We start from the raw sequence: 22,376 nt of genomic DNA, 5'->3' as shown, positions 1-22,376 counted from the left end.
GGCTCGACAGTGCCGATTTCTTGGGCGAAAATGGCCGTGGACGTAGCGTCCGCAAACCGGCCCATACGGAGCGTCTTTCATTTCTAACAAGTGCAGCGGCCAGCGGCGGCCCTCCCAGAATCACGCAAAGTTCCGGACGAACCAAAATGACTTGCCGCTCGAAACGGCGCCGGGCTCGTGATGATCGAGAGCGGGAGCCTGACGCCCGGCATTATTCCAGGTGCGTTCGGCCTCCCTCCCGGCACCGCGCTTCGCTACGAGCGCCCGGCGGCGCACCTCACTGGCTATCTGGCGAGCTATGCGGTCCTGGACTCGGTCGTTGAGGACGCTTGGCATCCGGTCGAGTGGATGCTGCCGGGCTGGGCGCAGATCTGGATCGTCATGACCCCGGAGCCGATCAAGGTAAGGATCGGCAACCGAGCCTACGAACCGGTCCCCCGGGCATTGCTCTATGGCGTCACCAGCCGCGCGATGCCTGTCGCAGCCCGCGGTGGCGTGACGATCTGCGTGGATGTGAGCCCGCTTGGCTGGGCGAGGCTGTTCTCCCGTCCGGCCGATGCACTCCGCGATCAGCTGATTCCGCTGGAGACTATCCTTGCCGATGCGAAAGTTGCCGAGCTCGCCTCGGCGCTTGCCCGATCCGACCAGGCGCTTGAGGTAAAGGGCGTGCTCGACGATGTCTTCACGAGCCTAACAGCCGTCCCCAATCGCGACGAAGCGGGAATCCGGCAGATATGGAAGGCCATCGCGGACGAAGGCGTGACGGACCTCGCCACCGCAGTAGGGGTGCACGCAATGGACCCCCGCACGGCCAGCCGCCTCTCGAAGCAATATTTCGGCTTCCCTCTGAAGCTGCTCATCATGCGGTCGCGGTTCTTCCGCGCGTTGCTGCCGTTGCTCGAGGCGGGAGCGTATGCCGACCATGCCGCGGTGCCCACAGGCTATTACGACCGGTCGCATTTCCTGCGAGATGCAAAGCGGTTTCTGGGCGCCACGCCGCGCTTGTTCATGGCCCGTCCGTCACCCTATGCGGCGGCTGCAAGACGCGCGCGCACACTGGTGATTGGCAGCCCAATCCCAGCTTTGGACCGGCCTTGACGCGCAAGCGCTTTCCACCTCGCACAGGAGGAGAGTGCGAGTACCCACGACGGCTGCACCCCCACAGCCAAACTGGCAGCGGCGTGCGGTCGCCGCTGCGGCATCGCGGAAGCGAATTGGCAATGGCCACAATGCGTCAACGGGTCTGGGCCCGGCGCGAGCGAATGTCCGCTGCTGGGTAGCTCCGTCACGAACCTAAATGTCCATCATCGGCCCAGAGCGGATGTGCTGCTCGCCGCCAGCAGCGGGCGTCTTATGTTGTCCGTTGTGCGTAAGAACATGATGAGGCAAGACCGCTGGCTTCCCGTAAAGACATCGCGGCTCCTGCCCGTAGACAGGCCTCCTACAAGGCGATGTCCGAGCGAAAGTAGGGGTCGGTCTCGCCTTAACCGACTGTCGCGTCTGGCATCATAGCGACCGCCATTAAGATCACCGGAACTGTGCATGGGGCATCAAAAGATCATTTTATTTTCTTCCTCAGAGCGGGTCAGCCGACACCTGCGGTCGGGGCGACGTGCCGCATCGCATTCGAACCCTTCAATTTCTTCGTCTCCTTTGTAGGGCAGCCGTACCGGGTAAAAGGCGGGCGTGGGGTTCGATCCTTCCATTGCCGCCGCCTCGCGGGGGAGGCCCACGGCTCTCGCTAAGCCGCCATTGGCAACGTCCGATTTCCACCATAGCGGAAATTGGCAGCCAAGGCTCTCCCGCGAACCTTACGGAGGCGGCGAGCCGTAGCTCGAGTTGTGCTGCTTGCTTGCTTCGCATCGCGAGGGCCAAAAGGTGCTTTGATGGACCCGCCGCGCCATTACCGTAAAACCCTGCTGCTGCTCGTGGAGACGGTCGGACTGTTCGCACTGCTTGTGTTGCTCGCAGGTGTTTCGTCCAAATCTCTGCCGCAACGTTTGGCCTGGCCGGCGGTCGCACTACTATCCATCGGCGAGGGCCTGTGGTTCGATCGCATGTACACGGTGGCGCACGAGGCAGTGCACCGGAAACTGTTTCCCCTTTCCAAGCTGAACGATTTTGTGGGCGCGGCACTGATGCTCCCGCTCATCGCGCCGTTCACAATCTACCGGAAAATTCATGGTTTCCATCATGGGGCCAACCGGCGTGATCCACAGACCGCCGCATTGGACCATTTCCGCGTTAGCGCGTCCGCTCCGGCTTGGGAGCGAACACGGTACAAGGCAGTTTGGCTCTTTTACGTCTTCTGCGGCGGCTTCTTCTTACAGACGTTGGCGATAATCTTGATCTTCCTGGTGGTACCCACAAACCACGCCGAGAAAATATCGCCGGTCTTTCGATCCTGGCCACGGCGATTGAGGATCAGGGCATGGGTGGAGTTCGGGCTCGGTGTGGCGATCCACGTCGGGGCCGCCGCCGCATTCGGCGGAGCAATGTATCTTGCGGTGCTGGGTTTGCCAATGGTGGTATTCGCGTGGGTGTGGTCGCTACTGCTTTACGTTTACCACTACCGAACCAGCGTCGGCCCCGAGGTCCTGCACAACGTTCGTTCGTTGCCCCGTCAGCCGCTCTTTTCGTGGTTGCTGCTTAACTTCAACGAGCATGCGACGCATCACCGCGATCCAAATATTCCGTGGTACGAGCTACCCACGCGAAGATACCGGTTGCCGGCCAGTCACTCGGGCAATGATGACGTGCACTCCCTAGCGGCCGCTATATGGCAGCAACGGCTGGGGCCAGTGCTCTGGTCGGATGAATGACCATGCGCCTTCGGCGGGCAGAGCTCAAAGATCTCGATGCCATAGTGGCCATCAAGGAGGCGCTGCCGCTTGACCCCAGGAGCCCGTCACGGCGCGGAGGATTCCTTCTCGGCTGCCCGCGCGAGCGATACGCCGGCCTGATCCAAACGGCCGAGGTCCGGATCGTTGAGGAAAATCGCGTAATGGGCGGCTTCGCGATCGCTCTGCCGAACGCGCTTCTGCGGACCAGCGACCTTTGGGAGCGGCGCGACCTCATCCGATGGCATGGCGAGAACGTTGAGCCGCCTTCTGATGAGCCGACGGCGTATTTCGACCAATTGGCCCTTCGGCCGGGCTGGCCGCGCCTGCACGGGCTCGTCCTGGCGCTGGCTATGGGACGCACGCTTGCAGAGTCAGAGCATGCCCACCTGTATGCCACCATTCTCCATAGGCCCGTGCGAAACGAAGCGGCGCTCCCGCTGCTGCGCGCCGTGGGTGGGCAGGCGGTCGGGCTTGTCGACGAAACATATGACGGTGTTGGGCCGGTGGTCTCCGAGCTTCACCATGTTCGGCTGCTGGAGGGGCTTGCGGCGGTGACATCGACTGCGATCGGGATGCGTGCGCTTCGGACTTTGCTGCGGGTAGGATCTGCATCAGGAGCAAGGAGGCCGTGAGCTCAGACCAAGATTGGGCCGGTACCGGACGGCGCGGCGCTGGTCGCTCGGTGCGTGGATGGTGCGCAAAGGATGGACGCCGAAGGGTCCACCGGAGGCGCTTTTCCGGCGTCTGGCCAGAACTCGCCCATTTGGAGGACGCAGCGGCCAGGCCCGAGCTGCGTGATGCCGCCTTGGCGCGGGCGACCCACGCCGGAGGCCCCTGACTGCCGCGTGCCGAGGAGAAGCGACCGCTCCGTTCGTTCAGGCCTGGGGCGGCGGCGAGGTGTCCGCCCGTTGCTCACGTCAGCTAGCAGGTCATGTATAATTTATGACAAGGGCGAAGCGACGGCCGGTAACTGTTCGCGTGAACAGGATAGAAGGAGCAGTCCCCGCCCGTCCGCTTCCTGCTCCCGCCGCCGAAAAGCCGGCGGTCTGCTCCCCGGTAGGTCGATAGACCGCCTTTCCGAACGACTGACACCTACCCCCGCGCGTGCCCCTTTCCCTGACAGAGGTGCACGCTATTTTGCCTGACAGAGGTGTACGCTATGCCTTCGAACGAGCGAGCGCGATCTGCTAGTTGTGGCCAGTCGCCGGTTTCGCCTTCCGGGTGGTTTTCGTCGACGCACGTAAGCGGGCACGCGGATATGCGGATATGCTGTGCGGAGTCGGCAGTTTGATTGGGTTTGGTACGCGATCTGATCGTTCGTTGTGACGATGACATGGGCCTATGCGGCGCGGCTTCCCGACGACGGGTCGCTCGTCTGGCCAGGTGGGGACCGCTATGAGGCGACGCCTCCCCGCGAGTATCGACTGCTGCCGGACCTTTTCCCAGAGGCAAATCGTGTGATCCTCCGGCTTTGCTCCTCGTGTACTTACGATAGTCGACAGCTCGATTGGGGAGCGGTGGCAATTAGAGTGAACGCGGACGGATTGCGTCAGGTGTTAAATCTCATTGGACCTGCTGGCGGCCCGGCGACGTCTGCCTATTATGCCTTTGCCGACGGAATGCGGCCCGGCGACGAAATCGCACTCGTCGCCGTCGAACTCTAATGGTTCGAAGCGTTCCGATCCAAACGGGTGGCCGCACACCTCTCGCTTCCCACACACTTTCCCACCCATAGCAGACGCTCGGAGCCTCGTTGCCGCGGCTCGGCCGAGATGCCCACAATGGGTGATGGGGTGGACGTCCCGCACAGGCGAAGCGATGGACTTCACCTGAGCGAGGCAACCATGGAGCAGATTGCCACGACCGGTTTTGATATTGCCGATCATGTCTTCCACGCGGGCGTCGACGAGCACGGCCGCATGGTGTTCAGCAACGGTGTGTCGCGATCGCGCCTGCCGGATTTCTTCGCGCGCCGTCCGCATTACCCGGAGGCGCTGGAGGCCTGCTCGGGTCCGCACCATTGGGACGGGAGCTTCAGGGGTTGGGGCACGAGGTGCGGTTGATTGCTCACCCCTCGGTGGGGCATAGTTCGGGCTGCGGGAGAAGGAGCGGAGGCGGCGCTCTTGATTGTGGGTCGGCACCGACAATACGCGAGGATGCGGAGGGAGTAGCCATGGCGAAGAGCATCGACGGGAAGATCGTGCGCCTCGGTTCCGCCGTGAATCGGCGCGGAAGCCTTGAGTTTGAGGTAATCGAGATACACGACACAAGCGGCCGGCTGATCGTCTGGAAAAAGATGGGGATGCAGCGCGAGATTGCGGAGCAGTTGCGCATCGACGAGGTGGGCCGCTTCTACGTCTCTACCGCCTTCGCAACATTCTACGGGCTCCGCTGGACGGGAGAGACAGGTCATTTCCGGTCCGACGCAGCCAAACCGTTGATGCTGCTCATGTCTATCGGCATGATCTTCTGCGGGCTGGCGACCGCCGTTTTCCTTTTCCCTGTTCTCGTAGCGCTGGCGGGGATCGCCGGAGTCGTAGTGTGCCTCGATGCGCGGCGTGCGCGGTCACGCTTTCGGAGGGACGAGAGGCACTTGCAGCGCGCAGCCATCAACGCGGCGCAGTGACAGAGTAGTCGCTCCCATCGGCGCCTGCTCGTCGTCGGCGTGCAAGCGAGCCGTAGCTCAAACCAGGACACCAGCCGCCGCCGCTTGTACCGACAGGTTGCCAGCCATGAACCAACGGCTCACCGTCCGCACCATGCCCGGCATCGTGAACCTCTAGATGGAGGTTCTCGTTGCGATACCTCATTCGAGACAGACGGCCCTTTCAAGCGCCTCATACGCGACCTGCAACATCATGAGGGCCCACCGACCTGTCTGCCGCGGGTCGCAAGGCGACGAAGACGGGAGAGAACGAATGAGGCCGAGCCTAATATTGTTCGCCGCGGTCATAGCAATTCCGATGGCTCTTGAAGCCACGCCTACGCCGCCTACGCCGATGATCTGCTCGGGCTTCTATGTTACGCCGTGGAAGCCCGATGGCTACTCGACCAACGTTGATAAAAATAATATTCAGATCGTCTACTTGAACCATTCGCCCTCAGTGCTGACGCGCTACGTCCGCGAGGGACTGGGCGTGATCAGCTTCGGCAACGACAATGGCGTTCTGTGGTCCATGCGCTGCGATTCCCTCGGTGCGACCGTCACCTGCGTGGCGGGCACGCTGCAATCCGGTATTCGGCCTCAGGTGCGCCTCATCCGCTACGACGGCGACATCTTGAAATTCGCGGCGGAGCGGGGATGGCGGGTCGGCCATTGAATGAGGGTGGAGCCATAGCGAAGGCGGTCCCGACGGACTTCGAGCTTGCACTCAGTGAACGATCCGACCGTCCGGGGGTCAGCCGCTCGACGACACGCTCGCTGCGGACTTCGGCGATCGCAAGGCCTGCGGCTGCGGTGAACGGCGTGTACGTGCAGTTGGGGCTGACGAGACCGAAATGATATGCGCAGCGACACGGGGACGATCGCCCCACGCTTCCTAGGGGCTCCCACCCCGCTCCCGTGGTGCAAGAGGCGCAGGCGAGGAGTCGCGAGACGACCGCCATAGGCCGTATGGCGCTTCGGCGGTGTCCGTCCGATGAACAGCGGCGGCGGGACTCAGCACCTATGCCCGCGCCAGCGAACTATGAACGTCCGGAATGGGTGGAAAGCGGACGTTCAGCCGGATGCCACTCTTGATGATGACGCCTTACCTAAAGGGGAGCACCACCCCGCTTGAGACGAGCGCCCGTACGAAAACTGGGCCCACGAGAAAGACGAGCGTCGGAGCTGCGACGGCCCCCAGGAGGGAGCCAACGCGATAAAGACCCTTGGGATCATCTCCGTCCCAATTGGCGCCCGCGGAAAGCGTGCTGCGGCGATACCTGACGTTCCTCTTGGGACTGATAAGGATGCCGAGGAAGAACAGAGGTACGGACGTCGCAAACAGCAATGCGCAGCTCGTCGTCTGAAAGGCCGAGAAGTAGGTTATACCGCCATGCTCATTGTGCGCGTAGATATAGCCGTGGCTCGGCTCTGGAACCTTGGGAGCGGCGTGGATCCATCGCTGCACCAGGAACAGGAAGCAGAAGAACGCCACGCCCCCGTACATGGCAAGGAACCCCCCGGCCACATTCAGAAGGTCATTGCGCGCGATTTTCCGAAGCATCCGACTACCATCGGCCTCGCCGCCAATGTCCGCAATGGGTCGAAAGCGGACATTCGCCCCCGCCCTGCACAGCCGATTTGCTTCCCTGCTCGTGCGGCCCCAGTCCCTGCTCCGCCGGAAATCTTCCCTGTTCCGCCGGCAGGGAATCAGCTCATTCGAAGCGCGGAAAACCGCCACTGCGCCGCCCGTGCGATGCGGGTCAGCGCCCGGTATCGGGCGAAATTCCTCGTAAATTCCCTCCGAACAGGGAAATTCACGGGGAGACCGGTTCGCACAGGACTGCACCACGCACCACGCAGGCCCCGACAGCAGATGTTACGTCATGACGGGTCGAGGAACATCGGGCGGGTCGGCGGCGTCGAGGCAGTGGAGCGTTCCGCCAGGCGGTCAGCGGCGTTGCGATCCTGCGGCGGAGGCGAGGCCCGCGCCCGCTTCGGCGAGCTGGACAGCGGCGTGGATCTGCTCGGCGCTCGGCTGGGGTTCCGGCGCAGGCGCCGTTTGCGGCTGCTGGAGGAGGGCCAGCGCCAGGAGCGGCGGCAAGGCCAACGCGACGATGCTGCGGATACCCATTACTTCTACCCCAATAAGGAACGGCCCCTGCCGCCTGGCGGCCTCAATAGGCGGTTCACAGGCCGCCGCGTGAGCGTCTTTGCAGGCAATGTTCCGCACTGAGCCGGACGTTTCCGTAACGCAGGCCGGACAACGTAGCCGGCGCCCGGCGAGATTCGAGTATCTTCATCATGGGGCCGGCGAGACATTCGCCGCTGTGGCTCGCCGCTTTTGACGGGTGCCAGCTTCCGTTTCCACTGTTTTTGTCGAAGAGACTTCGCGGTTGACACGAGGGTGCGGGCGCGGGACATTTGGTTTCGCATCTCATCGGAACGGGGGGCCGAAGATGAGTTGGATTTGGCTGCCTCGTTTCGTGGAAATAACGGTTGCGGCGTGGTTCGTGGCGGTGGGCGGCGTCATTCTCCTGCGCATGATCACCGGCGCCATTCCCCTGGACGGCATGCTCAAGCACGACCGCCGCAGCTTCGGTCTCGAGTTCCACCGCCTGCAGCTTCTCGCCGTCACACTGATGATGGCGGCCGGGTACCTGATCATCGCGCTGGGGCGCGGGCATGCGCACACGCTGCCCGACGTCTCGCCGCCGTTCCTGCTCGCCGTCGCGGGCAGTCACCTGACCTATCTCGGCAACAAATTCGCACAATCGCGCAACTGGGGGGGAATCACGTCATGGTAACGGGCTATTGGGGTATCTTGTCGGCAGTGATCGCGGGGTGCCTCGCGGTCGTGATCTGCGTCTTTGCGCTGATCATCGCCTGGCGGGTGGTCACCAACCAGATCAACCTCACCTACCTCCTCGCCGAGCCCGCCGATCCCGACGCCCAGGCGAGGATCGCCGACGACGTGCCGCCCGAGGTTCCGAAGGCGAGCCTGTCGCGTTTCCAGTTCCTGATCTTCACCTTCGTGATCGCCGGGGTCTACCTCGTCCTCTGCCTGGAATCGGGCAAGTTCGTCGACATCCCGCAGAACGTCATCCTGCTGCTCGGCGTCAGCGGTACCAGCTACGCGGCGTCGAAGGGCATCCAGGCGGCGGCGAAGACCTCGCAGAAGCATTCCGACGCCGTGATTGCGGCGAACACCGCCCCCGGAGCGGATCCGGTCAATGGCGCGTAAGCCCGCGCACCGCCGCCCGCCGCACCGCCGCGTCGACCCCGCCGCAGCGGCGCACCGCACGCACCCGCTGCGCAAGCGCCACATCGTGCATGCGATCGGCGCCGTCGCGCCCATCGCCATCTCGGCGCTGGCGCTCGCGGCGCCGCAAGCCCAGCCGGTGCCGCTGCCGCCGGCCGGCCGGGTCGTCGCGGCCGCGCCCGCGGCGCCGGGCACCGTGCAGCCTCCGCCCCCCACCGCGGGGATGGACACGCCGGACTGCCTCAATCGGTACGGCAATCTGCTCCCGTCGAACGCCGCCGACAGCAAGGCACGCGAGACGCTTGTCTGCCGCCGCACCTACGTCCTCGCCTTCGACGCCGACACCCGGGATCCCGACTGGGTGATGGAGCATCTGACGCCCGCCGACCTCAAGGGCACAGCCAAGCGCTCCAACGCCTTCAAGCAGGACCCGTTCGTCAAGGGCACCGACGCCGGCAATTGGGACTATGCCGGCCTGCATTTCGACCGCGGCCACCAGGCCCCGGCCGGCGACGCCTCGTTCAGCCAGAAGGCGATGGACGACAGCTTCTACTTCACCAACATGGCGCCGCAGATCGGCATCGGCTTCAACCGCGGGGCGTGGAAATATCTCGAGGAGAATGTCCGCGCCTGGGTGTCGTGCGGGGGCCATGCGGACCTCTACGTCTATACCGGGCCGGTCTACGATCCCGGCGGCAAGGCGATCGGGCGGGACAAGGTCGCCGTGCCGCGGGCCTTCTTCAAGATCGTCTACGACGCCCAGACCGACCGCGCCGTGGGCTTCCTCTTGCCCAACGCGGTGATCGGATCGACCATCGACCTGTCGCTCTACGTAAAGCCGATCAGCGAGATCGAGGGGCTGACAGGCCTCACCTTCTTCCCGCATTACGACCAAAGGCGGCAGGCGCTGCTCAAAGCGAGTGCGGGGACGCCGTGGGCGCATGTCGCGCAGTGCAAGGGCGACGGCGGGGACTGACGGCGTCCCCTGACGGCCTGGGACGGCAGGGAGTCGGTCGCACGGTCGCCAGCCCGGGGCCTCGCCGGGCTCGCCTCAGCGGTGCCTTTTGCCGCGCAGAACCATGTGCCGCAGCACCACCTGCGGCACCGCCACCCCGCCCTCGATCTTCGGCTCGACATGCCAGTCGGCCATGAAGGCGCCGCATACTTGTGCGCGCGTCTCCGGGTTCGGGATGTTGGTCTTGAGGATCGCGCAGTGGGTCGGATAGCCGCGCTTGTCGACCTGAAGCCGGAGGTCGGCGAAGCGGTCGTCCGGCCGCGCACCCTCGGGCTCGCCGGCGACGTCGCCCGCATTCGGCCGAGTGCCGGGCTCGACGAACGGCTTCTTCGGACCGGCGGAGGCCGCAGCAGGCGCGAGACAGGCGAGCAGGATCAAGGTTCGCAGATGCGGCACGGGGCCTCCCTGACCACCACTATGTTACGAGCCAAAGCGCATCGCAACCCAGCGTCCGCAGCGTGGGGGCTATCGCTTTCGTCACGGCTATGAAACGATGCCGGGGCGAGTCGGAGCGCCCGTTCTCGGCGACTGCAGGCCGCGGCCCGGGCGATTTGGCGCCCGCGTTCGAAGGAGACAAGGCCATGCGCATCTACCTCGCGACGATCCTCGCCGTCGGCAGCATCGCCATCGCCGGCGCCGCAGACGCCGCTTGCACCCGCCACGTCTACAACCGCTCGGCGAACCCCTGGACCTTCCGCGCAACCAACTCGAGCGGGAACGTCCATTTCACCACCGGCCTCTTCGCCTGCAAGAATCGCACGAACGGCCCGTGCACGGTGCCGCCGCACACCTCTGTCGGAATCGAATATACCACCACCGGCGGCATCGCGAACGGCACCTGGTACATCGCCGACAAGACCCGCCAGGAGCGGTCGTTCGACTATCGCGGGCTGGCGTCGCAATGCCCGTCCATCTCGCACCGGGGAAACACCGGCGCCGTCGCCCTCAACGATCCCGCGGACGGGGACATCAATGCCTGGGGCGCGACCTGGGCGAATCCCGGCAAGGCGGCGGCCGCGCCGCACCGGTGAGGCCCCCGGCGGCGGGGCCGGGGCAGTGAGGGGCGGGTGCGGACGGGATACGCCCTTGCCCTTGCGTCTCCCCTGCCCCACATGGCGGCCATGCCTTTTGCAGATCTTCCGCCGCTCCTCGCCGGGGCGCTCGCCGCGCGCGGCTACGACACACCCACCCCCGTCCAGGCCGCCGTGCTGGAACCGGAGGCCGACGGGCGCGACCTCGTCGTCTCGGCGCAGACCGGCTCGGGCAAGACCGTCGCCTTCGGCCTTGCCATGGCGCCGCAGCTGCTCGCGGACGGCGGCCCGGTGCCGCGGATGCGCGAGCCCGCCGCGCTCATCATCGCCCCGACGCGCGAGCTCGCGCTGCAGGTCAGCCGCGAGCTGATCTGGCTCTACGGGCCGGCCGGGGCGTATATCGCGACCTGCGTCGGCGGCATGGATGCGTCCAAGGAGCGGCGCGCGCTCGGCCAGGGCGCGCAGATCGTCGTCGGCACGCCGGGCCGGCTTCGCGACCATCTGGAGCGCGGCGCGCTGGACCTGTCGAAGCTCAAGGTCGCGGTGCTCGACGAGGCCGACGAGATGCTCGACATGGGCTTTCGCGAGGATCTGGAAGAGATACTCGACGCCACGCCGCAGACCCGCCGCACCCTCCTCTTCTCCGCGACCATGCCGAAGCCGATCGTCGCGCTCGCCAGGCGCTACCAGAAGGACGCGCTGCGTATCTCGACTGTCGGCGAGGAGCGCGGCCATGGCGACATCGCCTACCAGGCGATGACGGTGGCGCCGGCCGATATCGAGAATGCGGTGGTGAACACGCTCAGGCTCCATGAGGCGGAGAGCGCGCTCCTGTTCTGCGCCACCCGCGAGAACGTGCGGCGGCTCCACAGCTCGCTGACCGAGCGCGGGTTCAGCGCGGTGGCGCTGTCGGGCGAGCACAGCCAGAACGAGCGCAACCAGGCGCTGCAGGCGCTCAGGGACGGCCGCGCGCGAGTGCTGGTCGCGACCGACGTCGCGGCGCGCGGCATCGACCTTCCCAACCTCACCCTCGTCATCCACGTCGAGCTGCCGCGCGACGCCGAGACGCTCCAGCACCGCTCGGGCCGCACCGGCCGCGCCGGCCGCAAGGGCATCGCCGTGCTCCTCGTCCCCTATCCGCGCCGGAAGCGCGTCGAGATGGTGCTGCGCGGGGCGCGGATCGAGGCGGAGTGGGTGAAGCCGCCGACGCCGGAGGACATCCGCGCCGCCGACCGCGAGCGGCTGCTCGCCAGCCTGATGGAGCCGGTCGAGGCGGACGATGAGGACCGCGAGATCGCCCGCGCCCTGATGGAGCGCCAGTCGCCCGAGGAGATCGCCGCGGCTTTGGTACGCTCGGTGCGCGGCCGCATGCCGGCGCCCGAGGAACTGGTCGACGGACCTTCGGGCACTGGGCCGCAGGGCTCGGCTCCGCGCGAGCAGGCGCATCGCGAGGGCTTCGACGACACGATCTGGTTCCGCATGGACATCGGCCGGCGCCACAATGCCGATCCGCGCTGGCTCCTGCCTCTGCTCTGCCGCCGCGGCCATCTGACTCGGGGCGAGATCGGGGCGATCCGGATCGCGGCCAACGAGACGATCTTCGAGATCCCGCGCGCCGTCGCCGGCCGCTTCATGCAGGCGGTGAAGCGTACCGCGTCGGACCGCGACGACGAGGGCGGAGTGCGGATCGAGGCCTTCCAGGGCAATCCGCGCGACGCCGCCAAGGCCAATCGCCGCGCCGACGGTCCGCCGCCGCAGAAGCGCTACCAGGCGCGGCCGGCGCATCCCGGCAAGGCGACACGGACGCGCTGACGCGAGGCGCGTCCCGGTGGTGGGCAAGCGCCCCGCCGGGCGGTAGGGAGCCGCGATGCACGGCGATCCCTCCTCCGGCCTCAGGCTCCGCACGGCGCTGATCGGCGTAGCCGCGCTGGCGCTGTGGTTCGGGATGCTGTGGTTCATGTTCGGGGACGTGCTGTGACGCCCGCTGCCAGCCCCGCGCCGCGCATCCTCGTCGACGCCGACGCCTGCCCGGTGAAGGAGGAGGTCTACAAGGTCGCCTGGCGCCACGACGTGCCGGTCGCCATCGTCAGCAACCAGCGCATCCGCATCCCCGAGCACCCGCTGATCGAGCGGGTCGTCGTCAGCGACGCCTTCGACGCCGCCGACGATTGGATCGCCGAGGCGGCGGGCCCCGAGACGGTGGTGATCACCGCCGACATCCTCCTCGCCGACCGGGCGCTCAAGGCCGGCGCCACCGTGCTCGGCCCCACCGGCAAGCCCTTCACCACGAGCTCGATCGGCGCCGCCGTCGCCACCCGCGCCATCATGGCCGACCTGCGCGCCGGCGGCGACGCCGTGGGCGGCCCCGCCCCCTTCGCCAAGGCCGACCGCTCCCGCTTCCTCCAGGCCCTCGACGAGGCACTGGTCCGGCTCAAGCGAGGCCGCGGAGGGCGCGGAAGTTTCGAACTTTCCTGATATTAAAAAAACTTTCCGCTCCGGTCGGCGCCGCCCGACCCGGTCTGCCGGTCGGTCGGTCCTGTCCGGTTAGCGAGTCGCCTCCTCATTCAAACCCCTTTGGTTCCAGGGAACATAGCAGAAACTGCAGCGGATTGGAAGGTCCGGGAGGCCATCAAACGGCCGAAATTGCATGCCGGGCCGTACCGTGAGCGTGTCGTGTGACTGCCGGGTCTTTACCGTGTCACTGCGGGGTCGTTGCCGTGCCGATGCCGGGTCTTTGCCGGGTCGCTGGCGGTCCGTTGCGCGACCCCTTCCCGGTGCGCGGACCCCGGGTGGAGTTTCGGTGACAGTGCACTATTACCGGCCAATGCTCGTTCGCGCCTCGCGACGAGTTGAGTGCACTGTCACCGAAACACCCTGTCACTGAATTATCGGCATGGGCTCTAGCGATCGAATTTCTTTTTTTTCCGGAACGATGTGCGCGTGACCTTCGCGGCCGCGATTTTCTTTTGAGCCAGCTGAAAGGCCGTCAGCTCGGCGAACATCGCAACCATCGCCTCGCGGCTGTCGTCTTTCGCTTCGAACTCGACACGCACCCGCTTGCCGTGAATCATCCGGCTCACATGCGTTCGTAGCGGCACGACCGTCTCCTTGCTTTCCGCCGAGCATATAGGAACGCGGGCCGAAGGGCGACGGGGTCAGCGGCTGGCTTGAAACGGCGACGCCACCCCGTCCGCGCCCCGCTTCCCTCCCACGCGAGCCCATGTTAGCTTTCCGGTCGGGGGGATCAGCTTATGCCATATCGTCACGCCTGGCTGTGGGTGCTCGGCCTGTTTCCCGCGGTCGCGCTGGCCTTCTGGCCGAGCTATTTCGGGCGGCTTGGCAGCGTGTCCTGGATCCTCCATGCGCATGGCATCACCTCGGCCCTGTGGGTGGCGCTCCTGGCCGTGCAGAGCTGGTCGATCCACCGCGACGCGCGGCCGCTCCACAAATTGTCGGGCCGCACGAGCCTGGCGCTGTTCCCGCTCTTCTGGGTGAGCGGGCTGCTCATCGTGCAGATGATGGCCGGGGGGTTCGCCGCCAAGGACGGGCCGTTCCACATCCTGTTCGGCGCCCGGCTGACGCCGGTCGACCTGATCGGCAGCCTCATCGTCCTCTACCTCTATTGGCTGGCGGTCAGCCGCCGCCGCGCGGTGCTGGTCCACGCCGCGGCGATGCTTGCCATCCCCTTCTTCCTGGTGACGCCGATCATCGTCCGGCTGCTGCAGATCGGCGGCCCCTTCGCCATTCGAGGGCCGGGCGAGTTCTACAAGTTCGCGCTCGGCTTCCACCTTTCGAATGCGCTGGCACTGGTGGTGGCGGTGGCGATCTATACGCGGCGGCCGAAGACGGCGTGGCCGTTCCTCGTCGCCGCCGGCGGGTTGGCGCTGCAGAGCCTGGCCTTCCAGACGCTCGGCAGGGCGGCGGGTTGGGAGGCGCTGATGCCGGCAGTGGCCGCCGTGCCGACGCCGGTGCTGGCGGCTACGGGGCTGGCGGTGTCGATGGCGGTGGTGGCCTGGGCCTGGTTCGGCGCGAAGCAGGGGCGCGCGGCGCCGCCGCGGGCTGACGCGGCCGCAATCACGGCCTGATCGCGCCTGCGCGCCGGCGGGCGAGGGCGATGCCGGCGAGGTTCTGGGTGCGGGCGATCCATCGGATGCGCCTCGGTGCGCCCGCAGCGGCGGAGGCGTGGAAGCTTGCGTAATGCTCTGCGGCCGCTTGGGTGCGGCAGCGGGCGAGGCCGTTGGCCTGGGCGATGACGTTGGCGCAGTCGCCGACAAGCTCGAAGTCGGGCTCTCCGAGCGACTGGGCGACGCGCAGCGCCATTATGAGGGCGAGCCATTCGCCGTCATGGCTGGTGCCGAAGCCGAGATCGTCGAAGAAGTGGGTGACGCCGCGCGCGACCACGGCCGCCTCGATCCGCCCCGGATTAGGCCGACAGCCGCCGTCGAAGAAGATTTTGAGCCGTCGAGGGCGGAGTAAGGCTTCGGGTTTCGACATGACTGGCGCGGACCTAGTGGAGGCCGGCGGCGCGGCAAAGGCAATGGTTCGGCTGGCCCTGCGGCTCGATTTGCAGAAAGGATGGGAAATGCGAACCCGGCAAAGCATCTGCGCGAAGAAGCGCCGCTTCGCCTCCGAGGAGGAGGCGCGGGCCGCTGCCGAGGGCTCGGGGCTCCTGCTGCTGCCGTATTGCTGCGACCGCTGCGCGGCATTTCACCTCACCAGCCGTACGAAGGGCAAGCGGCTGCCGAGGACGCGCTAGCGCGCGCTCGGGCTCGGCGAGCGCGCAGTCACAGTGACTGTCCCCTTTCTCTCTACTTGATTATGCTGCCCCAGATGGAACGAGACCTAGCATGACAAGTAGCCTCGGCGGAGATGCTCCTATCGAGCGTCCCGAAGACGATCTCCTTGGGTTTGCGTCGTTCGCTGACGCCCTCGCAACCGGCCTCGTTGAGCGCGCTCCTGATACCGGGTTCGTAGTAGGATTGCAGGCGCGCTGGGGCATGGGCAAGAGTAGCGCCGTCAATCTTTGTCTGAATCGGGTTCGAGAGAGCGACTTAGCTTATAGTGATGCGCGGCGCGTAGTAACGAGATCGTTTAACCCATGGTTCTTCGTCACTGTTGACGCTCTCACCAAAGGCTACCTCAGCCTTTTAGGAGATGCCGTGGAGGAGGCCATATCTCCTCGCCGGCCGCGGCTTATCACACGCTTATGGAGGCAGCTTCGAGGAGCACTGAGCAAGGCCTCAGAGCATGCCGACGCGATTGGATCATCGGTATCAGCCGTCGGTGCCGCTGCGGCTACCGTCACCACATCTGGTGCTTCAGCAGCAGTTTCAGGCGCCGTTCGCGGGATGATTGTGGCGGCTCTAAAAACCACATCAAATTCAAGCCTTCGGCGGCGCTTTGACAAGCTAACAAAAAAACTTGGGCGAATGGAAGGACGCGTACTGATCGTCGTGGACGACTTGGATCGTCTCCAGCCATCAGAACTAAGGCAGACGCTTACCCTCGTGAAAACATTTGGCAACTTACCTCAGGTGACCCACCTCTTAGTTTATGATCGGAACATTGTAGATAGTTCTATCGCAGATCTGCGAGGTGACGCCGGCGAGCGCAGGCTTCCAACTTATCGAGAGAAGATCGTCCAAGCGGAATTTGACCTTCCTCCTGCCGGTGAGGATGGATTGAAGAGGTTGATTGCGAGAGGAATCGACCCTCTGATTTCTAATGAGCCTGAGTTTGACCAGATGGACTGGTATTACGCGATAAACCTAGCGCTTTCTTTCTACCTCAAATCGCCACGCGACGTCGTTCGTTTCACGAACACTCTGTCAGTGACTTGGCCAACCATAACCGGTGAGGCATATTTCCCCGATCTTTTCGTCATGGAGCTGTGGCGACTATTCGAGCGGGATTTCTATGAAGGAATTCGCGAACACCGAGCCGTCATGGTGTCCGAACCCAGCCTTCTCATGTCCGATGATGAGAGGAGACTGGTGATCGAAGCAGTAGTCAACAGGGTCCCTGATATGCGGCGCCAACCAGTGGTTCGCATTTTTCATCGTACCTTTCCGAAGGCTGCAAAGTACCTGCCCGGTAATCACCACTGGGGGGAATCGCCGATCCGCGACCGCTGGAGAGTGGGGACAGGGCGTGGGTTCGACGCATTTTTCAGGATGAGCCCGCCGCTGGGCGAATACACCCAACGGGAACGCGAGCACCTTCGCGATTCAGTAGGCGACGCGCACGCCCTCAATGTCGCGGTCACTGATGCATCGAAGCGAGTTGCGCTGACCGGACGAGGCACGTTCCTGCCGAAGCTGCTGGCAGTCTTGCGGGACATCACCAGCGACAGATTTGAACCAGCCGAGCCACTTCTCGAGACTCTCCTAACACGAGGCGAAGAAATTTTGAGAACCGGCAAGAACGAGCCGGAGATGGAGTGGTGGGGCGCTCGCATGGAATTGAGCGGGCTCGTGCATCGGTGCTTACTCCAAATTCCAGAAGAACGTCGCCTTGAAGTGCTTCGGACGGGGTTCCGAGAGGCTGGATTGTCGACCCGCGCTCTGGTTATCACAAGGGAATACGAAGAATATCGGGAACGGTCCGATGATGAAGTTCAGAGGAGCGTCGATCCAAGCGCTCTGAAAAAGCAGGAAGTGGAGCGGCTGGCTCAAGACTTCGCGAGTGCCTTAGCGAAGGACCCGCTGAGCCTGCTCGACGCTCCAATCCCATGGCAAGCGCTCCTCCTCTGGGAAACATTCGAAAGCTCTGAACAGATAAAGAAGTGGATAGGAGCGAATATTCATGATCCGGCGTTGATAGTTCTTCTCGTCGATATGGTCATGGCCGATGTTCAATCGACGGGCGGAAGGTACCGGGAGCTGCGGGGGCCAATTTCATGGACCTTCTTCGACCTACAGGAGATCGCCCGCGCCGCGAAAAAGCTCCGCGACGAGGATAAATTCTCCGCCGCTGACAAGGAGCTGATTGATGCCTTTCTCCGCGACGCGGCCAAGAGACTCACAGCACAAGTCCTCGGTTCGGCTGGCGGGGAAGAAAGCCCAACCCCTTGACCCCTGCCCTCCCCCTCCCTAAATAGCCCCCACACCCCATTCGTATCGGAACAGGCCGCGCCGTCGCGCAGTGTGGCCAACGCATTGAGCGGGCGGGGTTTTCAAGACGCTGAAGCTGCGGTTCCACGATGCGGGACTCGCGGCTTTTTGCGTCTTTAGCTGCGACTCGCATCGGCTTCGCCTCGCTTTTCAAGCGGGGTTCAGAGGCCGGCAGGGCTCCCGGGCTTCCCGGGAACCAGAATTTCCGGGGCTCTTCGCCCCGCAGGCAGAGGCGACACGATCACCATGGCGACCACCGCTCCCAAGGCCCCGGACACCCGTTCCACGGCCTCCAAGCGCATCCGCAAGATTTTCGGCAACATCCATGAGGTTTCGGAAATGCCGAACCTCATCGAGGTGCAGCGCGAGAGCTACGAGCATTTCCTGCGCTCGCGGCCGCAGGACGGCTACGTCTCCGGGCTGGAGAAGACGCTGCGCTCGGTGTTCCCGATCCGCGATTTCGCCGGTACCGCCGAGCTCGACTTCGTCCATTACGAGCTCGAGGAGCCCAAGTACGACACCGACGAGTGCCGCCAGCGGGGCATGACCTATGCGGCGCCGATGCGCGTCACCCTGCGCCTCATCGTCTTCGAAGTGGATCCCGATACGGAGACCCGCTCGGTCCTCGATATCAAGGAGCAGGACGTCTACATGGGCGACATGCCGCTGATGACGAAGAACGGCACGTTCATCGTCAACGGCACCGAGCGCGTGATCGTCTCCCAGATGCACCGCTCGCCGGGCGTGCTCTTCGACCATGACCGCGGCAAGACCCACGCGTCGGGCAAATATCTCTTCGCGGCGCGCGTCATTCCCTATCGCGGCTCGTGGCTCGATTTCGAGTTCGACGCCAAGGACATCGTCAACGTCCGCATCGACCGGAAGCGCAAGCTGCCGGTGACGGCGCTGCTGCACGCGCTCGACATGGCGAACGAGGAAATCCTCAACACCTTCTACGGCCGCGTCACCTTCGTGCGCGGCAAGAATGGCTGGCAGATCCCCTACGTCGCCGAGAATTGGCGCGGCCAGAAGCCGGCCTACGACGTCGCCAACGGCGAGACCGGCGAGGTCGTGTTCGCGGCCGGCACCAAGATCACCCCGCGCGCCGCCAACAAGGCGGCGAAGGATGGGCTGAGCCAGCTCGTCATCCCGACCGAGGAGATTTTCGGGCGCTATTCCGCCTACGATCTCATCAACGAGAAGACCGGCGAGATCTACATCGAGGCGGGCGACGAAGTCTCCGCCGAGAATCTGGAAATGCTCGACAAGGCCGGCATCGACCGCATCGAGCTGCTCGACATCGACCATGTCGCGACCGGCGCCTGGATGCGCAACACGCTGAAGGCCGACAAGTCCGAGGACCGCGACAGCGCGCTTTCGGACATCTACCGCGTCATGCGCCCCGGCGAGCCCCCGACGAAGGAGACTGCCGAGGCCCTGTTCGCCGGCCTGTTCTTCGACCCCGAGCGCTACGACCTCTCGGCCGTCGGCCGCGTGAAGTTGAACATGCGCCTCGAGCTCGATGCCGAGGACACCGTGACGACGCTCCGCAAGGAGGACATCGTCGCGGTGGTGAAGACCCTCGTCGATTTGAAGGACGGCAAGGGCGAGATCGACGACATCGACAATCTCGGCAACCGCCGCGTGCGTTCGGTCGGCGAGCTGCTCGAGAACCAGTATCGCGTCGGCCTGCTCCGCATGGAGCGCGCCGTGAAGGAGCGCATGTCCAGCGTCGACGTGTCGACGGTGATGCCGAACGACCTCATCAACGCCAAGCCGGCGGTGGCCGCGGTGCGCGAATTCTTCGGCTCCTCGCAGCTGTCGCAGTTCATGGACCAGACCAACCCGCTGTCCGAAGTGACCCACAAGCGCCGCGTGTCGGCGCTCGGGCCCGGTGGTCTCACGCGTGAGCGCGCGGGCTTCGAAGTCCGCGACGTCCACCCGACCCATTATGGCCGCATCTGCCCCATCGAGACGCCGGAAGGGCCGAACATCGGCCTGATCAACTCGCTGGCGTCGTTCAGCCGGGTCAACAAATACGGCTTCATCGAGACGCCGTACCGCAAGGTGATCGACAACAAGGTGACCGACGAGGTCGTCTATCTGTCGGCGATGGAAGAGGCCAAGCACACGATCGCCCAGGCGAACGCGGAGCTCAAGGACGACCGCACCTTCGGCGAGGAGATCGTCTCTTCGCGCCGGGCGGGCGACTTCCTGATGGCGCCGCGCGACCAGATCACCCTGATGGACGTCAGCCCCAAGCAGCTCGTCTCGGTGGCCGCCTCGCTCATTCCGTTCCTCGAGAATGACGACGCCAACCGCGCGCTGATGGGCTCGAACATGCAGCGCCAGGCCGTTCCCCTCATCCGCGCCGAGGCGCCGTTCGTCGGCACCGGCATGGAAGAGACGGTCGCGCGCGATTCCGGCGCCGCCATCGCGGCGCGCCGGTCGGGCATCGTCGACCAGGTCGACGCGACCCGCATCGTCGTGCGGGCCACCGGCGAGATCGAGGCCGGCAAGTCCGGCGTCGACATCTACACGCTGATGAAGTTTCAGCGCTCGAACCAGAACACCTGCATCAACCAGCGTCCGCTGGTGAAGGTGGGCGACATCGTCGAGGCCGGCGACGTCATCGCCGACGGTCCCTCGACCGACATGGGCGAGCTGGCGCTCGGCCGGAACGTGCTCGTCGCGTTCATGCCGTGGAACGGGTACAATTACGAGGATTCGATCCTGATCTCCGAGCGGATCGTGAAGGACGACGTCTTCACCTCGATCCACATCGAAGAGTTCGAGGTGATGGCCCGCGACACCAAATTGGGGCCGGAGGACATCACCCGCGACATCCCGAACGTCGGCGAGGAAGCGCTGCGCAACCTCGACGAGGCCGGCATCGTCTACATCGGCGCCGAGGTCGAGCCGGGCGACATCCTGTGCGGCAAGATCACGCCGAAGGGCGAAAGCCCGATGACGCCGGAGGAGAAGCTCCTTCGCGCCATCTTCGGTGAAAAGGCGTCGGACGTTCGCGATACGTCGCTCAGGCTGCCGCCGGGCGTGTCCGGCACGGTGGTCGAGGTGCGGGTGTTCAACCGCCACGGCATCGACATCGACGACCGTACCCGCGCCATCCAGGCCGAGGAAAAGGATCGCTTGCGCAAGGACGCCGAGGACGAGCGCGCCATCCTGAAGCGCTCGACCTTTGCCCGCATGCGCGAGATGCTCGTCGGCCAGACCGCCACGGCGGCGCCGAAGGGCTTCAAGAAGGGCGCGGTGATCGACGAGGCCGGCTTGAACGAGGTCGAGACCTTCGAATGGTGGAAGTTCGCGGTGAAGGACGACCGCGTCCAGGGCGATCTCGAGGCCTTCAAGGCGCAGTATGACGAAGCGGAAGCGGTGATCCGCCGCCGGCTCGAGGATCGCGTCGAGAAGATCGAGCGCGGCGACGAGCTGCCGCCGGGCGTGCTCAAGATGGTCAAGGTGTTCGTGGCGGTGAAGCGCAAGCTGCAGCCCGGCGACAAGATGGCCGGCCGCCACGGCAACAAGGGCGTCATCAGCCGCATCCTGCCCAACGAGGACATGCCGTTCCTCGAGGACGGGACACCGGTCGACATCGTCCTCAATCCGCTGGGCGTGCCGAGCCGCATGAACGTCGGGCAGATCTTCGAGACCCACCTTGGCTGGGCCGCCCGCGGCCTCGGCAAGCAGATCTCGGAGATGCTGGAAGGCATCCAGCACCGCGGGGAAGGCCTGGCGGGCAAGGACGTCAAGGACGTGCGCGTCAAGCTCAAGGACATCTACGGCGAGAATTACGACGCCGACATCGACGCCAGGACGGACGAGGACGTGATGGAGCTCGCCTCCAATCTCGTCGGCGGCATCCCGATGGGCACCCCGGTGTTCGACGGTGCCCGCGAAGCGGACGTCTCGGCGATGCTGGTCAAGGCGGGTCTCGACCCGTCCGGGCAGGTCACCCTGTTCGACGGCCGCACCGGCGACACGTTCGACCGCAAGGTGACGGTGGGCTACATCTACATGCTGAAGCTCCACCACCTCGTGGACGACAAGATCCACGCGCGTTCGATCGGGCCGTACAGCCTCGTCACCCAGCAGCCGCTGGGCGGCAAGGCGCAGTTCGGCGGCCAGCGGTTCGGCGAGATGGAGGTCTGGGCGCTCCAGGCCTACGGCGCCGCCTACACGCTGCAGGAGATGCTGACGGTGAAGTCGGACGACGTGATCGGCCGCACCAAGGTCTACGAGGCGATCGTCAAGGGCGACGACACGTTCGAGGCCGGCATCCCCGAGAGCTTCAACGTGCTGGTCAAGGAGATGCGTTCGCTCGGCCTCAACGTCGAGCTGAACAGCCACGCGCTGGACAGCGACGGGTTCGCCGAGGCTGCGGAGTAAGAATGAGCCCTCTCCCCGTGCGGGAGAGGGCAGGCGCGAAGCGCCGGGTGAGGGCCCGAGACAAT

23 protein-coding genes are annotated in these 22,376 nt (G+C 65.1%); 17 read left to right on the top strand and 6 right to left on the bottom strand.

Going from position 1 to position 22,376, the window contains the following annotated elements; genetic code table 11:
• Positions 1 to 180 precede the first annotated feature (180 nt).
• The gene (locus tag VGC56_RS06090; protein WP_464123992.1) at positions 181 to 1,098 is read left to right on the top strand and encodes an AraC family transcriptional regulator; all 918 of its coding nucleotides are present in this window, start codon (positions 181 to 183) and stop codon (positions 1,096 to 1,098) included.
• A gap of 452 nt (positions 1,099 to 1,550) precedes the next feature.
• On the opposite strand, the gene VGC56_RS06085 is transcribed toward VGC56_RS06090, so the two are convergent.
• Entirely contained in the window at positions 1,551 to 1,706 is a 156-nt protein-coding gene (locus tag VGC56_RS06085; protein ID WP_464123965.1) for a hypothetical protein, read from the bottom strand.
• A gap of 180 nt (positions 1,707 to 1,886) precedes the next feature.
• Here VGC56_RS06085 and VGC56_RS06080 point away from each other — a divergent pair, with 180 nt between their 5' ends.
• From VGC56_RS06080 to VGC56_RS06055, 6 genes are all read left to right on the top strand, one after another.
• On the top strand, positions 1,887 to 2,822 hold the full coding sequence (locus tag VGC56_RS06080) for a fatty acid desaturase family protein (protein WP_464123964.1): 936 nt from the start codon (positions 1,887 to 1,889) through the stop codon (positions 2,820 to 2,822).
• Positions 2,819 to 3,475, top strand: a complete 657-nt coding sequence (locus VGC56_RS06075; RefSeq protein ID WP_464123962.1) for a hypothetical protein — start codon at positions 2,819 to 2,821, stop codon at positions 3,473 to 3,475. Before VGC56_RS06080 ends, VGC56_RS06075 begins: the two co-directional genes overlap by 4 nt.
• 696 nt (positions 3,476 to 4,171) lie before the next feature.
• On the top strand, positions 4,172 to 4,507 hold the full coding sequence (locus tag VGC56_RS06070) for a hypothetical protein (protein WP_464123960.1): 336 nt from the start codon (positions 4,172 to 4,174) through the stop codon (positions 4,505 to 4,507).
• 180 nt (positions 4,508 to 4,687) lie between these two features.
• Entirely contained in the window at positions 4,688 to 4,906 is a 219-nt protein-coding gene (locus VGC56_RS06065) for a hypothetical protein (protein ID WP_464123958.1), read from the top strand.
• Between the two features lie 110 nt (positions 4,907 to 5,016).
• On the top strand, positions 5,017 to 5,469 hold the full coding sequence (locus tag VGC56_RS06060) for a hypothetical protein (RefSeq protein WP_464123957.1): 453 nt from the start codon (positions 5,017 to 5,019) through the stop codon (positions 5,467 to 5,469).
• 337 nt (positions 5,470 to 5,806) lie between these two features.
• On the top strand, positions 5,807 to 6,163 hold the full coding sequence (locus VGC56_RS06055; RefSeq protein WP_464123956.1) for a hypothetical protein: 357 nt from the start codon (positions 5,807 to 5,809) through the stop codon (positions 6,161 to 6,163).
• Between the two features lie 429 nt (positions 6,164 to 6,592).
• Here VGC56_RS06055 and VGC56_RS06050 read toward each other — a convergent pair whose 3' ends face one another.
• Entirely contained in the window at positions 6,593 to 7,051 is a 459-nt protein-coding gene (locus VGC56_RS06050) for a hypothetical protein (RefSeq protein ID WP_464123954.1), read from the bottom strand.
• Between the two features lie 387 nt (positions 7,052 to 7,438).
• Positions 7,439 to 7,621, bottom strand: coding sequence for a hypothetical protein (locus tag VGC56_RS06045; protein WP_464123953.1), 183 nt, complete (start codon positions 7,619 to 7,621; stop codon positions 7,439 to 7,441).
• A gap of 325 nt (positions 7,622 to 7,946) precedes the next feature.
• On the opposite strand from VGC56_RS06045, the gene VGC56_RS06040 reads away from it, so the two are divergent.
• The 3 genes from VGC56_RS06040 to VGC56_RS06030 are packed head-to-tail and all read left to right on the top strand — an operon-like array spanning position 7,947 to position 9,725.
• Positions 7,947 to 8,294 carry a hypothetical protein gene (locus tag VGC56_RS06040; protein ID WP_464123951.1) on the top strand — a complete coding sequence of 116 codons (348 nt, stop codon included), beginning with the start codon at positions 7,947 to 7,949 and terminating at the stop codon, positions 8,292 to 8,294.
• Between the two features lie 17 nt (positions 8,295 to 8,311).
• On the top strand, positions 8,312 to 8,731 hold the full coding sequence (locus tag VGC56_RS06035; RefSeq protein ID WP_464123949.1) for a hypothetical protein: 420 nt from the start codon (positions 8,312 to 8,314) through the stop codon (positions 8,729 to 8,731).
• Positions 8,721 to 9,725 carry a DNA/RNA non-specific endonuclease gene (locus VGC56_RS06030; RefSeq protein ID WP_464123948.1) on the top strand — a complete coding sequence of 335 codons (1,005 nt, stop codon included), beginning with the start codon at positions 8,721 to 8,723 and terminating at the stop codon, positions 9,723 to 9,725. The genes VGC56_RS06035 and VGC56_RS06030 overlap by 11 nt, the downstream gene beginning before the upstream one ends.
• A 75-nt stretch (positions 9,726 to 9,800) precedes the next feature.
• Here the strand turns inward: VGC56_RS06030 and VGC56_RS06025 are convergent, their stop codons facing one another.
• Complete coding sequence (locus VGC56_RS06025) at positions 9,801 to 10,160, bottom strand: hypothetical protein (RefSeq protein ID WP_464123945.1); 360 nt, start codon at positions 10,158 to 10,160, stop codon at positions 9,801 to 9,803.
• Positions 10,161 to 10,345: 185 nt separating this feature from the next.
• Here VGC56_RS06025 and VGC56_RS06020 point away from each other — a divergent pair, with 185 nt between their 5' ends.
• The 3 genes from VGC56_RS06020 to VGC56_RS06010 all read left to right on the top strand — a co-directional run bounded on the left by VGC56_RS06020 (position 10,346) and on the right by VGC56_RS06010 (position 13,270).
• Positions 10,346 to 10,795: a hypothetical protein gene (locus VGC56_RS06020; protein WP_464123944.1), complete on the top strand. Its 450-nt coding sequence runs from the start codon at positions 10,346 to 10,348 to the stop codon at positions 10,793 to 10,795.
• A 90-nt stretch (positions 10,796 to 10,885) separates the two neighbouring features.
• Entirely contained in the window at positions 10,886 to 12,607 is a 1,722-nt protein-coding gene (locus tag VGC56_RS06015) for a DEAD/DEAH box helicase (protein ID WP_464123942.1), read from the top strand.
• Between the two features lie 162 nt (positions 12,608 to 12,769).
• Complete coding sequence (locus tag VGC56_RS06010) at positions 12,770 to 13,270, top strand: YaiI/YqxD family protein (RefSeq protein WP_464123941.1); 501 nt, start codon at positions 12,770 to 12,772, stop codon at positions 13,268 to 13,270.
• A gap of 425 nt (positions 13,271 to 13,695) precedes the next feature.
• Here VGC56_RS06010 and VGC56_RS06005 read toward each other — a convergent pair whose 3' ends face one another.
• Complete coding sequence (locus VGC56_RS06005; protein WP_464123940.1) at positions 13,696 to 13,875, bottom strand: hypothetical protein; 180 nt, start codon at positions 13,873 to 13,875, stop codon at positions 13,696 to 13,698.
• A 171-nt stretch (positions 13,876 to 14,046) separates the two neighbouring features.
• Between VGC56_RS06005 and VGC56_RS06000 the strand changes: the two genes are divergently transcribed.
• Entirely contained in the window at positions 14,047 to 14,880 is an 834-nt protein-coding gene (locus VGC56_RS06000; RefSeq protein WP_464123938.1) for a hypothetical protein, read from the top strand.
• Here the strand turns inward: VGC56_RS06000 and VGC56_RS05995 are convergent.
• Positions 14,870 to 15,289: a reverse transcriptase-like protein gene (locus VGC56_RS05995; protein ID WP_464123937.1), complete on the bottom strand. Its 420-nt coding sequence runs from the start codon at positions 15,287 to 15,289 to the stop codon at positions 14,870 to 14,872. The genes VGC56_RS06000 and VGC56_RS05995 overlap by 11 nt on opposite strands.
• An 88-nt stretch (positions 15,290 to 15,377) precedes the next feature.
• Here VGC56_RS05995 and VGC56_RS05990 point away from each other — a divergent pair, with 88 nt between their 5' ends.
• From VGC56_RS05990 to rpoB, 3 genes are all read left to right on the top strand, one after another.
• On the top strand, positions 15,378 to 15,551 hold the full coding sequence (locus VGC56_RS05990; protein WP_464123935.1) for a hypothetical protein: 174 nt from the start codon (positions 15,378 to 15,380) through the stop codon (positions 15,549 to 15,551).
• A gap of 91 nt (positions 15,552 to 15,642) precedes the next feature.
• Entirely contained in the window at positions 15,643 to 17,868 is a 2,226-nt protein-coding gene (locus VGC56_RS05985; RefSeq protein WP_464123933.1) for a KAP family P-loop NTPase fold protein, read from the top strand.
• A gap of 285 nt (positions 17,869 to 18,153) precedes the next feature.
• Positions 18,154 to 22,311 carry a DNA-directed RNA polymerase subunit beta gene (gene rpoB / locus VGC56_RS05980; protein ID WP_464123931.1) on the top strand — a complete coding sequence of 1,386 codons (4,158 nt, stop codon included), beginning with the start codon at positions 18,154 to 18,156 and terminating at the stop codon, positions 22,309 to 22,311.
• Positions 22,312 to 22,376 lie beyond the last annotated feature (65 nt).

It is taken from the genome of Allosphingosinicella sp. (assembly GCF_036403745.1).
Taxonomy (GTDB): Bacteria; Pseudomonadota; Alphaproteobacteria; order Sphingomonadales; family Sphingomonadaceae; genus Allosphingosinicella.
This window is presented reverse-complemented; position numbering and strand designations above follow the sequence as displayed.